The organism is Streptomyces sp. NRRL S-378 (assembly GCF_000720645.1).
GTDB lineage: Bacteria > Actinomycetota > Actinomycetes > Streptomycetales > Streptomycetaceae > Streptomyces.
The window spans coordinates 1-12,986 of the sequence record NZ_JOBX01000062.1 but is presented as its reverse complement, the minus strand read 5'-3'; the positions used below and the strand labels follow the sequence as shown (position 1 = coordinate 12,986).

At 73.2% G+C, this 12,986-nt stretch carries 11 protein-coding genes and 1 pseudogene; 4 read left to right on the top strand and 8 right to left on the bottom strand.

The genetic code is table 11. The features are described from left to right. Window positions 1-264: 264 nt before the first annotated feature. Window positions 265-1,146: pseudogene (locus IH80_RS0131265) on the top strand (SAM-dependent methyltransferase); the annotation flags it as partial. 194 nt (window positions 1,147-1,340) lie between these two features. Beyond that, complete coding sequence (gene idi, locus IH80_RS0131260) at window positions 1,341-1,940, top strand: isopentenyl-diphosphate Delta-isomerase (protein WP_030964961.1); 600 nt, start codon at window positions 1,341-1,343, stop codon at window positions 1,938-1,940. 33 nt (window positions 1,941-1,973) lie between these two features. Here idi and IH80_RS0131255 read toward each other — a convergent pair whose 3' ends face one another. After that, window positions 1,974-2,468 carry an ATP-binding protein gene (locus tag IH80_RS0131255; protein ID WP_063757361.1) on the bottom strand — a complete coding sequence of 165 codons (495 nt, stop codon included), beginning with the start codon at window positions 2,466-2,468 and terminating at the stop codon, window positions 1,974-1,976. 130 nt (window positions 2,469-2,598) lie between these two features. Beyond that, the gene (locus tag IH80_RS0131250) at window positions 2,599-3,285 is read right to left on the bottom strand and encodes a DUF308 domain-containing protein (RefSeq protein WP_030964958.1); all 687 of its coding nucleotides are present in this window, start codon (window positions 3,283-3,285) and stop codon (window positions 2,599-2,601) included. A gap of 75 nt (window positions 3,286-3,360) precedes the next feature. Between IH80_RS0131250 and IH80_RS0131245 the strand changes: the two genes are divergently transcribed. Further along, on the top strand, window positions 3,361-4,113 hold the full coding sequence (locus IH80_RS0131245) for an enoyl-CoA hydratase/isomerase family protein (RefSeq protein WP_030964957.1): 753 nt from the start codon (window positions 3,361-3,363) through the stop codon (window positions 4,111-4,113). A gap of 7 nt (window positions 4,114-4,120) precedes the next feature. Here IH80_RS0131245 and IH80_RS0131240 read toward each other — a convergent pair whose 3' ends face one another. Further along, on the bottom strand, window positions 4,121-4,750 hold the full coding sequence (locus IH80_RS0131240) for a DJ-1/PfpI family protein (RefSeq protein ID WP_030964956.1): 630 nt from the start codon (window positions 4,748-4,750) through the stop codon (window positions 4,121-4,123). A gap of 166 nt (window positions 4,751-4,916) precedes the next feature. On the opposite strand from IH80_RS0131240, the gene IH80_RS0131235 reads away from it, so the two are divergent. Continuing rightward, on the top strand, window positions 4,917-6,554 hold the full coding sequence (locus IH80_RS0131235) for an ABC-F family ATP-binding cassette domain-containing protein (protein WP_030964954.1): 1,638 nt from the start codon (window positions 4,917-4,919) through the stop codon (window positions 6,552-6,554). A gap of 156 nt (window positions 6,555-6,710) precedes the next feature. Here the strand turns inward: IH80_RS0131235 and IH80_RS0131230 are convergent, their stop codons facing one another. The 5 genes from IH80_RS0131230 to IH80_RS0131210 form a co-directional block, all read right to left on the bottom strand. Beyond that, window positions 6,711-7,490, bottom strand: coding sequence for an SDR family NAD(P)-dependent oxidoreductase (locus IH80_RS0131230; protein ID WP_030964953.1), 780 nt, complete (start codon window positions 7,488-7,490; stop codon window positions 6,711-6,713). Continuing rightward, a complete protein-coding gene (locus IH80_RS0131225) occupies window positions 7,487-8,674 on the bottom strand; it encodes an MAB_1171c family putative transporter (protein ID WP_051810167.1) in 1,188 nt (395 codons plus the stop codon). Before IH80_RS0131225 ends, IH80_RS0131230 begins: the two co-directional genes overlap by 4 nt. Then, on the bottom strand, window positions 8,664-9,164 hold the full coding sequence (locus tag IH80_RS0131220) for an ImmA/IrrE family metallo-endopeptidase (RefSeq protein WP_030964951.1): 501 nt from the start codon (window positions 9,162-9,164) through the stop codon (window positions 8,664-8,666). The genes IH80_RS0131225 and IH80_RS0131220 overlap by 11 nt, the downstream gene beginning before the upstream one ends. A 308-nt stretch (window positions 9,165-9,472) precedes the next feature. Beyond that, a complete protein-coding gene (locus IH80_RS0131215; protein ID WP_030964950.1) occupies window positions 9,473-11,896 on the bottom strand; it encodes a Tex family protein in 2,424 nt (807 codons plus the stop codon). A gap of 84 nt (window positions 11,897-11,980) precedes the next feature. Continuing rightward, window positions 11,981-12,844, bottom strand: coding sequence for an SCO6745 family protein (locus IH80_RS0131210; protein WP_030964949.1), 864 nt, complete (start codon window positions 12,842-12,844; stop codon window positions 11,981-11,983). Between the last annotated feature and the right edge of the window lie 142 nt (window positions 12,845-12,986).

The following is a 12,986-nucleotide window of genomic DNA, read 5'->3' as shown; positions in this document are numbered from 1 at the left end:
CGGGCTTCGGGCCGGTCTCGATCATCATCGGTGATCACGACGCGGTACCACAAACGGCGTCGATGTTACGGTGGACACGCCCCTGAAGGTGTCGAGTGGAACGAGGTGGGTCGATGACCGTCGCAGTGGTCGCCGCCGAGCGCAGCGAACTCCGGTGCATCCCCCATTTCCCCCGGGCGACCGGCCGGGCCTGATCCACCGTTCTCCCGGATTTCACCGGGGGACATCCAGATCGGCCGGAGCCCCCTTTCACAAGGGTTCACGTTGACCGACCACACCCACACCACCTTCGAGGCTTTCCTCACCCTTCACCACGGACTGCCGCGGCAGGCTCCGGGCTCCGACGCGAGCACCCGCCGGCTGCTGTCCCTGTGCGGACCGCTGCCCGAGCGGCCCCGCGTCCTGGACCTGGGCTGCGGCCCCGGCCGCAGCGCGCTGCTGCTCGCCGCCGAAGCGGGCGGCACCGGACCGGGCGGCGCCGAGGTGACCGCCGTCGACCTGCACGCCCCCTTCCTCGACGAGCTCCGCACCGCCGCCGCGGCCCGCGGGCTCGCCGGCCGGGTCCGCACCGTCGAGGCGGACATGAACGCGCTCCCCGCGCAGGAGGTCGAGGACGGCTCCTTCGACCTCGTCTGGGCGGAGGGCTCCGCCTACATCGTGGGCTTCGACACCGCGCTCGCGCGGTGGAAGCGGCTGCTCGCCCCCGGCGGCACGCTCGTGCTGACCGAATGCGAGTGGACGGCCGCGGAGCCGTCCGCCGGAGCGCGCGCCTTCTGGGACCCGCAGTACCCGCTGCGCTCCACGGCGGGCAACATCGCGGCCGCCCAGGCCGCCGGCTACCGGGTCCTCGGCGTGCACCGGCTGCCCGACTCCGACTGGGACGAGTACTACGGTCCGCTCGCCGAGCGCGTCCGCGACCGGACCGGCGAGGACTCCCCCGCGATGGCGCGGGCGGTGACCGCCACCCGCGAGGAACTGGACGTACGGGCCCGCCACGGGCACGAGTACGGCTACACCGGCTACGTGCTGCGTCCGGTGGAGGCCGGCGACGGCGACGCCTGGCCGGCCCGCCCGGAGACGGCAGCGGACACGGCCGCTGTACGGGCGGTCAACCTGGCGGCCTTCCAGACCCCGCTGGAGGCGGATCACGCTTCCGTCCCGGCCCCGGCGGGAACGATCGCCCACCCGGCCCCGTCCGGGGTCTGACGCGCACGAGCGGCACGTGACGTGATCCGCCCCCTAACACGTGGTGGGGGGCGGACATGCACGGATGTCCGAAGTGGGGACAAGCCTCTTTTGTACGGCAGACTGAAGGCCGAAGTCCGAAGCGAAGGATGGGTATGCCGACCACACCAGCCACCGCCGCGAACAGCGCGTCCAACGGCACCGGTACTCAAGAACCGATCATGCTCGAACTGGTCGACGAGTCCGGCAACACCATCGGCACGGCGGAGAAGCTCTCCGCCCACCAGGCTCCCGGGCAGCTGCACCGGGCGTTCTCGGTGTTCCTGTTCGACGAACAGGGTCGTCTGCTGCTCCAGCAGCGGGCCCTCGGGAAGTACCACTCGCCGGGCGTCTGGTCGAACACCTGCTGCGGTCACCCGTATCCCGGGGAGTCGCCGTTCGCGGCCGCGGCCCGGCGGACCCACGAGGAGCTGGGGCTGTCGCCGTCGCTGCTCGCGCAGGCGGGAACGGTGCGCTACAACCACCCGGACCCCGCGTCGGGCCTCGTGGAGCAGGAGTTCAATCACCTGTTCGTGGGACTCGCGCAGGCCACCGTGCGGCCGGATCCGGAAGAGGTCGAGGACACCGCCTTCGTGACCGCCGAGGAGCTGGCCAAGCGGCACGCGGAAGTACCGTTCTCGGCCTGGTTCATGACCGTGCTGGACGCGGCGCGGCCCGCGATCCGCGAGCTGACCGGCGACTCGGCGGGCTGGTAGTCCCTGCGCCGTCGTCGCCCCCGCCGGCCGCGCTCAGCGCGCGGCCGGCGGGGTGGCGAGCGGGAGGGCCGCCCAGATGACCTTGCCGCCGGTGGAGGTGTGCTCGACGTCGCAGACCCCGCCGGACTCCAGGGTGATCTCGCGGACGAGCAGCAGGCCCCGGCCGCCGGTCTGGCCGAAGTCGGCCTCCAGCGCCTTGGGGCGGTAGGGGTGGTTGTCCTCGACGGCCACCCGTACCCACTCCCGGCCGATGGCGACCTCGACCGCGACCTCGGGCGAGAGCAGGGCGGCGTGCCGGACCGAGTTCGTCACCAGTTCGGAGACGATCAGGAGCAGGGAGTACACGAGGTCCTGATGGGCCGGCACCCCCTGGCGCCCGAGCAGGTCCCGGACGGCCCGGCGGGCCTGCGGAACGGATTCTTCTACCGCGGGAGCGGTGAACCTCCACACGCCCTCGTAGGCGAGGGGGCCGGCCGGGGCCTGCGGCCCCCCTTCCCCGGCCCGTGGGCCGCTCCCGCTGGCGTCCATCTTCCGGCCCCCGTCTTCACGCTCGATCGTCTCCACGCGACAAGAGTGGGGAAGGGGTGGGTCCGGCCCGGACTGCTGACCAGAAGTCAGCGTCATTCGGACACTTTCTGACCACTGGCGTATGACGGCGTCAGTTGTTGGTCTGTTCCTGATCTTCTCCCGGGCGCTTCTCGGCCGCCTCGCGCGTTCCCGGCGCGCCGGCGCCGTCCGCCCCCGCCTCGTCTTCCCTGACCAACCCCAGGATGCGCCGCGCGCCCAGACCCATGGCGATGAGGCTGAGACCGTCGAACAGCAGGGCGAGCGAGAAGAAGGTTCCGATCACGTACAGACTGTTGCCGGGCCAGTCGGAGAGGATCAGGAAGCCCAGCAGCACGCCGAAGGCCCCCTGGACGAGCGCCGGCCCGACGTGCGCCCCGCGCACCACCAGCGCTCCGACCAGCCGGAACACTCCCCCGGTGAGGAAGAGCAGGGCCGCGAACATGGTCAGCGCCTCGGCGCTCGCCTCGGGGCGGCGCAGGATCACGAAGCCCGCCGCGATGTTGATCGCGGCGACGATGACGGCGAGCCAGAAGTAGCTGCTCCCCCGGGACTGCACCGCCTGCACCAGGCCGACCACACCACCGATGAGCAGCAGCCAGCCGAAGAGGAACATCGAGGTGAGCGTGGCGAGGCCCGTGTAGACCAGACCCACCAGGCCGGCCAGCACGAGGAGCACCCCGAGCACGGCCATCAGACCGAAGCCGCGGTCCGCCTTCCGCTTCTCCCGCTGCGGTTCCCGGCCCCCGGCCGCGGTGCGCTGCGCGCGGTCTGCGCCCATGGACGTGCCACCTCCTCGCACCCCCGACGGACTTTCCTGATCATAGGATTCACGGCCCGGGATAGCATCCGGCGCATGGACGCAGCACAGGACGCAACCCTCCTGCACACGGTCTCCGACGGGGTCGCCACCGTCGTCGTCTCGCACCCCGCCAAGCGCAACGCCATGACCGCCTCGATGTGGCGGGCGCTCCCCGGGCTGCTGGACGGACTGGCGGGCGACCCCGCCGTTCGGGTGCTCGTCCTCACCGGGGCCGGACCGACCTTCTGCGCGGGCGCCGACATCTCCTCCCTCACCGGGGACGACGACCCGCGGGCCCTCGCCGTGGCGGCGGAGGAGGCCCTGGCCGCCTTCCCGAAGCCGACGCTGGCCGCGATCCGCGGGTTCTGCGTGGGCGGCGGCAGCCAGCTGGCGGCCGCCTGCGACCTGCGCTTCGCCGAGGAGGGGGCGTCCTTCGGGGTGACTCCGGCGAAGCTGGGCATCGTCTACCCGGCCTCCTCGACCCGCAGGCTGACCTCCCTGGTCGGCCCGGCCTGGGCGAAGTACCTCCTCTTCTCGGCGGAGCTGATCGGGGCGGAACAGGCGCTGCGCGCCGGATTCCTGAACGAGCTGCTCCCGGCCGGCGGGCTGGACGAGCGCGTCGCCGAGTTCACCCGCGTCCTGGCCGCCCGCTCGCAGCTGACGCAGGCGGCGGCCAAGGAGTTCGCGGACGGCCGCCAGGACCGGGCCCCGTACTGGGAGGAGCAGGCGGCCGGGAGCGACGACACCGCCGAAGGGGTCGCCGCGTTCCTGCAGCGCCGAGCGCCCCGTTTCACCTGGACGCCGTGACGCCCGGTCAGCCGGGCGCGGCGTTCCCGCGCAGCATCGCGACGATGCCGGCCGGGGCCTTCTCGGGCGAGCCCGCGTCGTAGGGCGGCTGGGGGTCGTACTCGGTCATCAGCTGCACGGCCTGGGCGAACTCGTCACCGGCGATCCGGCCGAGGAGGGTGAGCCCCATGTCGATCCCGGAGGACACCCCGGCCGCGGTGACGTACTTGCCGTCGAACACCACCCGTTCGCCGGTCGGCTCGGCCCCGAGCTGCGGCAGCTGGTCCAGGTACAGCCAGTGGCTGGTCGCCCGCCGCCCCTGCAGCAGTCCGGCGGAGGCCAGCAGCAGGGATCCGGTGCACACAGAGGTGGTCCAGGTGGTGGTGGCGTCGACCGTGCGCAGCCAGTCCATGACCACGGGGTTGGCCATCTCCAGGCCGGGGTGCGGCCCGCCGGGCACGATGACGATGTCGGGCCGGGTGACCTCGGCGAGCCCCTGGTCCGCGACGAGTGCGAGCGAGCCGTTGTCGGTCCGTACGGGGCCCGGCCGCTCCGAGACGAACACGACCTCGGCGCCGGACAGCCGGCCCAGGGTCTCGAACGGGCCGATGGCGTCGAGCGCGGTGAAGCGGTCGTAGAGCAGGACGGCGATCTGCACGGCTCCTCCGGAGCGGTCGGACGGCTGCGGCCCGGCTCCTGCACCCCCACTCCGGACCGGTGAGAACCTACCGTGTCCGCGCGGCTGCGCAGAGCCACCGCACGGAGCGGCCCACCCGCCGCCGTCATCCGGGGTCGGGCCCGCACGCCGATAGGATCGGCACATCATGACTGCAACCCTCGTCGCCAAGAAGCTCACCGCCGCGCACGGCGAGCGCACGCTGTTCGCCGATCTCGACCTTGTCGTCGCACCCGGTGACGTCATCGGCCTCGTCGGCGTGAACGGCGCCGGGAAGTCGACCCTGCTGCGGCTGCTCGCCGGGCTGGACACTCCCGAGACCGGGGAGCTGCGGCTCTCCCCGCCCACCGCCGCCGTCGGCCACCTCCCGCAGGAGCCGGAGCGCCGTCCGGAGGAGTCGGTCCGGGACTTCCTGGCCCGGCGTACGGGCGTGGCCGCCGCCCAGGCGGAGCTCGACGCGGCGACGCAGGGCCTGGTGGACGGGACGCCGGGCGCGGACGACGCGTACGCCACCGCGCTCGACCGGTGGCTGGACCTCGGCGGCGCGGACCTCGACGAGCGCGCCGAGGAGGTCGCCGACGACCTCGGCCTCTCGGTCGGCCTCGACCTGCCGATGACGGCGCTCTCGGGCGGCCAGGCGGCCCGTGCGGGGCTGGCCTCGCTCCTCCTCTCGCGCTACGACGTCTTCCTGCTCGACGAGCCGACCAACGACTTGGACCTGGACGGTCTGGAGCGGCTGGAGCGGTTCGTCAAGGGGCTGCGCGCCGGCACCGTCGTGATCAGCCACGACCGCGAGTTCCTGGCCCGGACCGTCACCAAGGTCCTCGAACTCGACCTGGCGCAGCAGCAGATCAACCTCTACGGCGGCGGCTACGACTCCTACCTGGAGGAGCGCGCACGCGCCCGCAGCCACGCGCGCGAGGAGTACGAGGAGTACGCGGACAAGAAGACCGCGCTCGAGGGCCGGGCCCAGATGCAGCGCAACTGGATGGACAAGGGCGTGCGCAACGCCCGCCGCAAGTCCACCGACAACGACAAGATCGGCAAGGCCCTGCGCGGCGAGTCCAGCGAGAAGCAGGCCGCGAAGGCCCGCCAGACGCAGCGCGCGATCGAGCGGCTGGAGGTCGTCGAGGAGCCGCGCAAGGAGTGGGAGCTGCGGATGGAGATCGCGGCGGCCCCGCGCTCCGGCTCCGTGGTGGCCACCCTGCGCGAGGCGGCCGTCAAGCGCGGGGACTTCGCCTTCGGCCCGGCCAGCCTGCAGATCGACTGGGCGGACCGGGTGGCGATCACCGGGGCGAACGGCGCCGGCAAGTCCACCCTGCTCGCCGTGCTCCTGGGCCGGCTGGCCCCGGACTCCGGCTCCGCCACCCTCGGCTCCGGCGTCCTGGTCGGCGAGGTCGACCAGGCGCGCGGCCTGTTCCTCGGCGACGAACCGCTGCTGGAGGCGTTCTGCGCGGCCGTCCCGGACACCGAGCCCGCCGAAGTGCGCACCCTGCTGGCCAAGTTCGGCCTCAAGGCGGCGCACGTCCTGCGTCCGGCGGCGACCCTCTCCCCCGGTGAGCGCACCCGCGCCGCGCTCGCGCTGCTCCAGGGCCGCGGGGTGAACCTGCTGGTGCTGGACGAGCCGACCAACCACCTCGACCTGCCGGCGATCGAGCAGCTGGAGTCCGCCCTGGAGGCGTACGAGGGCACCCTCCTGCTGGTCACGCACGACCGCCGGATGCTCGACGCGGTGCAGGTCACCCGCCGCCTGGAAGTCGCAGCCGGCAAGGTCACCGAGCTCTAGAAGGTGTCCCCGAGGGATCCCGCCGGGCCGCGCGCCTCGCGCACCGCCCGGCGGCCCCCAGGTCGTCGGGCGGCAGCCGGTCGGCGAACAGGGCGTACGCCTCGGCGGGCGGCAGACCTGGTGCCAGGGCCTCGCGGGCCCGCTGCACGGGCCAGGTCATGCGTCCGGCCCGGCGGGGGCCCGGCGCTTGCGGGCCATCTTCCGGGCGACGAAGGCGCGCGGGAGGTGACGGACGGCGAGGGCGTAGGCCTGGTAGCGACGGCCGGTGATGCTGACCGGGCGGCGCAGGGCGAGGTCCCTCAGCGCCTGCTCGACGACGGCCTCCGGTTCCAGCCAGACCGCGTCGCGCAGCGCGCTGACGTCCATTCCGGCGCGTTCCTGGAACTCGGTGCGGGTGAAGCCGGGGAGGACGGCCAGCACCCGGACGTTGTACGGCTCCATGTCCACCCGGAGGGACTCGCTGAACGCGGTGACCCAGGCCTTGGCGGCCCCGTAGGTGCCCGTGGGCAGCAGTCCGGCCACCGAGGAGACGTTGACGACGCCCCCGCGGCGGCGTTCGCGCAGGCCGGGCAGCACGGCATGGGTCAGCCGCAGCGGGACTTTGACGAGGAGGTCGAGCATCCGCTCCTCGTCCTCGACCGGGCTGTACGGGAAGGGCGCAGGGAGCCCGAAGCCCGCGTTGTTGACCAGGATGTCCACGGGCCGGGTGCGGTCGGCGAGCCGCCCGGCGACCCCGTCGAGGTCCGCCGGGTCCAGCAGGTCGGCGGGCAGCACCTCGGAGGCGGTGCCGTACTCGCGGGCCAGCGCGTCGGCGACGGCGCCCAGCCGGTCCTTGTCGCGGGCGACGAGGACCAGGTCGCAGCCCTTGGCGGCGAATCCCCGGGCGAAGGCGGCGCCCAGTCCGGCGCTGGCTCCGGTGATCAGTACGGTGGTCACGGCGCGTTCACTTCCTCGGTGGTGGCCGGCGAGGTGTAGGCCTCGGCGACGTCGACGAGGAACCGCGCCTCGTCCGCCAGGTCCCCGCCTTCGTCGGAACTCTGGATGGCTGCGGGCAGTTCCAGAGCGGCCGCCTCGCCCGGCCGCCCGGGCAGCCCGTCGAGCTTGGCCCGCCGTGCGTCCTGCAGTACCCGGGCCAGCGCGGCCGCGGTGCGCCGCTGCTCGGGGATCCCGCGGTCGGCGGCCCGGCCTCGGGCCTGCTCCAGGGCGCCCGGCCGGACGTACTCCCCCAGGATCAGGATGGCGTCGCGCGTCTCGATGACCTTGCGGTAGACCAGCAGGTTGCGCGGGACCGGCGGCCACAGCAGCTCGGCCACCCGGCTCGAGCGCGGCTTGTTGAGGGCGACGTGCGGGACGGCGTCGACGAGGTCGCGCCACAGGGGCCACAGCCGCCAGGCGGTGGCGATGTCGGCGAAGGTGCGCCGGAGGGTGAACAGGGTGGGCACGAGGATCGCGGCGGCGCGCAGCATGCCGTGCAGGTTCATCAGCAGCGGGAGGGCGGGCATCGCCCAGGTGTTGGCGAACAGTGCCTTGACCAGGTAGGCGAGCCAGAACAGTCCGGCGAGCGCGGTGCCGAGGCCGAAGAGGAGCAGTCCGGCGGCCAGCCCCCGGCTCTCGCTGCGCCGGCTGTAACGCCAGCACAGGGAGACGCAGACGGTGTTGGCGATCACGTGGGCCGAGATCAGCACGAGCCAGTACGCGAGGGAGGGCACCGGGTCGCCGACCGGGGGCATGGTGTGGGTGCCGTGGCCGGGTGCGGCGGCGTCCAGGGCCACGAGGGCGGCCAGCCAGGCCACGGTCGCGGCGCAGGAGGCGAGTTGGAGGCGACGGCCGCGGGTGGTGGCGGCGACGAAGTAGAGCACGGCCCCCGCCGACAGCACCCCGATGAGGTTGCGGACGAGGCCGATGGAGTGGGCGTAGGCCGCGCCCCGGCTCATCGCGTAGGAGACGACGTCGGGCAGGTTCAGGGTCATCGCGGCGGCGGCGGTCGCGACGGCCAGCCACAGGCCGCGCTGCTGGGGCGAGCGCAGGGCGCCCGGGGCGCGCAGCAGGACGGCGGCCCACAGGAACACCACGCTCGGGACGGCGAGCCAGTTGCCGAAGTCGGTCAGGTCAGCCGCCATCGGTGCCCCGCTCGTACCCCATGGCGGATTCCAGCCGGGCGAGGGTGCCCCGGTCCCGGGCGGGGGTGCGCGGGCCGGCGTTCGCGGTACGGATGCGGATCATGCTGGCGAGCATCTCCGCCTCCTGTTCCTGGCGGGTGGTGTAGTTGGTGCGGCCCAGTACGACCGGGGCGCCGTCGTCGGTATCCGCGCCCTCCAGCGAGTTGTGTCCGAAGAGGATGTGGCCGAGCTCGTGCAGGACGATGTGCTCGCGGTGCAGCGGGGTCGTCTGCGACTCGTAGAACACGTAGTCGACGCTGGCCGTGCCCACCCACAGTCCGCAGACCCCGGATTCCGCCGCCTCCTTGGGGAGGGGGTGGAGCCGGATGGGGCGGCCGCGCTGCTCGGCTATCCGTGCGCACAGGACGTCGAGCGAGAACGGGTGGGTCAGATCCAGATGGCCGAGAATGTTCTCGCACCTTTTGCGAATGCTGAGTTGCCGGTGGGGCATGTGATCCCTCTTCGGACCCTTTCCGGGGCAGCGTCGGTAGGCGTGTGTGGGCATGGGCATGACGTCCTGTGCCTTCAAGGCGGCCTCGGGGTATGCAGTCCTGAGGGAGGAAACACGGAAGCCCGTCCGCCGGGTGACGAACGGGCGTTCCACCATGCCTACAGATCTTGTACGGGAGTTGGCAAGGAAAGTCCCCAGGTGGGGAACCTATTCGGCCATCACGTACGAAGATCCTCACGCGCCGGGTGGCCGGGGGCCGCCCCTGGGTGGTGTGCGGGACTCCGCCCGCACACCACCGACGCTCCGGGTCACCGCTTGCGGCGCTCCTCGGGGCCGGTCAGTCCAGCCCGCCGCAGGGCGTCGGCCATGGCGCTGTTCGCCGGCGCGGAGGCCACGGCGCCCTGACGGCGGCCCTGGCCGCCGCCCTGGCCCTGGCCGCGCTCGCCCTGGTTCCTGCCGCCGCCCTGGCCGCCCGCGCCGCCGCGCTGCTGCGGCGGACGGCCGCCGCCGCGCCGCTCCTCGCGCTGGCGCGGAGCACCGCGCTCGGCTCCGGCCTCGTCCTCCAGCCGCAGGGTCAGCGAGATCCGCTTGCGCGGGATGTCCACCTCCATGACCTTGACCCGGACGATGTCACCCGGCTTGACCACGTCCCGGGGGTCCTTGACGAAGTTCTTCGACAGCGCCGAGACGTGCGCCAGACCGTCCTGGTGGACGCCGATGTCGATGAAGGCGCCGAAGGCGGCCACATTGGTGACCACTCCCTCCAGGATCATCCCGGGGGCCAGGTCGCCGATCTTCTCGACGCCCTCCTTGAAGGTCGCCGTCTTGAAGGCCGGGCGCGGGTCGCGGCCCGGCTTCTCCAGCTCGCGCAGGATGTCGGTGACCGTGGGCAGGCCGAAGGCCTCGGTGACGAACTGCTCGGGCCGCAGGGAGCGCAGGACCCCGGTGTTGCCGATCAGCGCGGCCACCTCGCCGCCCGCCGTCTTCCCCATCGCCCGGACCACCGGGTACGCCTCGGGGTGCACGGCCGAGGCGTCCAGCGGGTCGTCGCCGCCCCGGATGCGCAGGAAGCCCGCGCACTGTTCGTACGCCTTGGGGCCGAGGCGGGCCACGTCCTTGAGGCCCTTGCGGTTGCGGAAGGGGCCGTTGGCGTCGCGGTGGGCGACGATGTTCTCGGCGAGGGTCCCGCTGATGCCGGAGACCCGCGACAGCAGCGGCGCGGAGGCGGTGTTGACGTCGACGCCGACGCCGTTCACACAGTCCTCGACCACCGCGTCGAGGGAGCGGGACAGCTTCACCTCGGACAGGTCGTGCTGGTACTGGCCGACGCCGATCGACTTGGGGTCGATCTTGACCAGTTCGGCCAGCGGGTCCTGCAGGCGGCGGGCGATGGAGACGGCGCCGCGCAACGACACGTCCATGCCGGGCAGCTCCTGCGAGGCGAAGGCGGAGGCCGAGTACACGGAGGCGCCCGCCTCCGAGACCATCACCTTGGTGAGCCCCAGCTCCGGGTGGCGGGCGATCAGGTCCCCGGCCAGCTTGTCGGTCTCGCGGGAGGCGGTGCCGTTGCCGATGGCGACCAGCTCGACCGCGTGCTCCTTCGCGAGGCGGGCCAGCTTGGCGAGGGACTCGTCCCACCGGTTGGCGGGCACGTGCGGGTGGATGACGTCGGTGGCCACGACCTTGCCGGTGGCGTCCACGACGGCGACCTTCACCCCGGTGCGGAAGCCCGGGTCGAGGCCGAGGGTGGCGCGGGTGCCGGCGGGCGCCGCGAGCAGCAGGTCGCGCAGGTTCGACGCGAAGACCCGTACGGCCTCGTCCTCGGCGGCCTGGCGCAGCCGCATCCGCAGGTCGATGCCGAGGTGCACCTGGATCTTGGTGCGCCAGCACCAGCGCACGGTGTCCGCGAGCCATTTGTCCCCGGGGCGGCCGCGGTCCGCGACGCCGAAGCGGCGCGCGATCATGCCCTCGTAGGTGGAGGGGCCGGGGGTGTCGGCGTCCTCGGGGGCCTCGGGCTCCAGGCTGAGGTCGAGTACCTCCTCCTTCTCGCCGCGGAGCATGGCGAGCACGCGGTGCGAGGGCAGCGCGGTGAACGGCTCGGCGAAGTCGAAGTAGTCGGCGAACTTGGCGCCGGCCTCCTCCTTGCCCGCGCGGACCTTCGCGGCGAGCCGGCCGCGGCCCCACATGCGCTCGCGGAGCTCACCGATCAGGTCGGCGTCCTCGGCGAACCGCTCGGTGAGGATGGCGCGCGCGCCCTCCAGGGCGGCCGCCGGGTCGGCGACGCCCTTGTCGGCGTCGACGAACGCGGCCGCCGCCGCGGCCGGGTCCACCGACGGGTCGGCCAGCAGGCCGTCCGCGAGCGGTTCCAGGCCCGCCTCGCGCGCGATCTGCGCCTTGGTGCGGCGCTTGGGCTTGAAGGGGAGGTAGATGTCCTCCAGGCGCGCCTTGGTGTCGGCCGCGTTGATCCGGGCCTCCAGCTCGGCGTCGAGCTTGCCCTGCTCCCGTACGGAGTCCAGGATCGCCGCGCGCCGGTCCTCCAGCTCGCGCAGATACCTCAGCCGCTCCTCGAGGGTGCGCAGCTGGGCGTCGTCGAGCATCTCGGTCGCTTCCTTGCGGTAGCGCGCGATGAACGGCACGGTGGAGCCGCCGTCGAGCAGCTCGACGGCGGCCTTGACCTGCCGCTCCCGTACGCCGAGCTCCTCGGCGATCCTGCCTTCGATGGACATCGTCACGATCGGGTCCCGCCTGCCTTCGTTTGCACTGGAAGGCTGCCAATTGTGGCAGGTGGTCGTGACGGACGGCGGGAGCCCTGCCCGTCAGGCCCTGCCCATGAGGTCCCTGGGGAAGGCACCGGCGGTCACGGCCTTGACGACGAGTGCGCCGCCGAGGTCGGTGAGGCGGGCCAGGCCGTCCGCGCCGAGGTGCTCGTAGGGGGCGGCGTCGAGGCGGTCGGTGTCGCTCTCCAACCGTTCGCGCAGGGCCGCGCCCTCCTCGGTCAGCTCGCCGGCGTCGTCGAGCACGCCGCGTTCGCGCAGCCGGCCTGCCGCGGCGTCGAGGTCGTCCTGCGTCCAGCCGCGCATGGCCTTGAGCCACTTCGGGGTCATGCCCTTGCCGGTGGCGGTGTGGCTGACCAGCGCCTCGACGGGGTCCAGGCCCGCGAGGAGCAGCGCGGCGAGGTGGCCGTCGCCGCGGTGCTCGCGCAGCAGGGTGGTGGCGTGCCACAACCGCAGGTACGGCTCCTCGGGTACGGGGAGGTCGGCGTGGGCGGCGTACAGGGTGCGGGCGTGCCGGGTGCAGCCCTCGGTGGCGCGCATCGCCAGGTCGGCGGCCTCGGCCACCTCGGGGGACTTCACGGTGCCGGCGCCGAGGAGGCGGGTGAGGGCGGCGTCGGCGGCGCGCAGCCGGGCGGCGAGGGCCTGTTCGGGGGTGACGGTGTCCCAGACGGCGGGCAGGTGCCGGGCGACGAGGTCGTGCCGGTAGTTGTAGAAGGTGGCGGTGACCGCGCCCGCCCCGACGGCGCCCATCGCGGCGGAGCGGTGCGCCAGGTTGACGGCGACCGGGTCGGCCACACCCAGTGCGGCGAACTCCTCGGCGATCTCCGGCGAGAAGTAGACGATGGCGTGCAACGGGTTGATGGCGGCATGCCAGCAGCGTCGCGCGGCGAGCGGGTGAAGGGTCATGCGCGGCACATTACCGACTGTTCGGTATGCCGGATAGACCGGCCACGGAGCCGGTGGGGAACCCCCGGACCCCGGTCGTCGGCCGGTGGTTCGATCCGGACGTTCCCGCGGGCGGGGCCGGGGGGTCGGCGGGGGTGTCGGG

Bases quoted from the DNA above. Each gene is read 5' to 3' on its own strand.
- IH80_RS0131245 (WP_030964957.1), top strand. From the start codon at position 3,361: ATGGACGCAGCACAGGACGCAACCCTCCTGCACACGGTCTCCGACGGG.
- IH80_RS0131250 (WP_030964958.1), bottom strand. From the start codon at position 3,285: ATGGGCGCAGACCGCGCGCAGCGCACCGCGGCCGGGGGCCGGGAACCG.
- IH80_RS0131225 (WP_051810167.1), bottom strand. From the start codon at position 8,674: ATGGCGGCTGACCTGACCGACTTCGGCAACTGGCTCGCCGTCCCGAGC.
- IH80_RS0131255 (WP_063757361.1), bottom strand. From the start codon at position 2,468: ATGGACGCCAGCGGGAGCGGCCCACGGGCCGGGGAAGGGGGGCCGCAG.
- IH80_RS0131235 (WP_030964954.1), top strand. From the start codon at position 4,917: ATGACTGCAACCCTCGTCGCCAAGAAGCTCACCGCCGCGCACGGCGAG.
- idi (WP_030964961.1), top strand. From the start codon at position 1,341: ATGCCGACCACACCAGCCACCGCCGCGAACAGCGCGTCCAACGGCACC.
- IH80_RS0131220 (WP_030964951.1), bottom strand. From the start codon at position 9,164: ATGCCCCACCGGCAACTCAGCATTCGCAAAAGGTGCGAGAACATTCTC.
- IH80_RS0131210 (WP_030964949.1), bottom strand. From the start codon at position 12,844: ATGACCCTTCACCCGCTCGCCGCGCGACGCTGCTGGCATGCCGCCATC.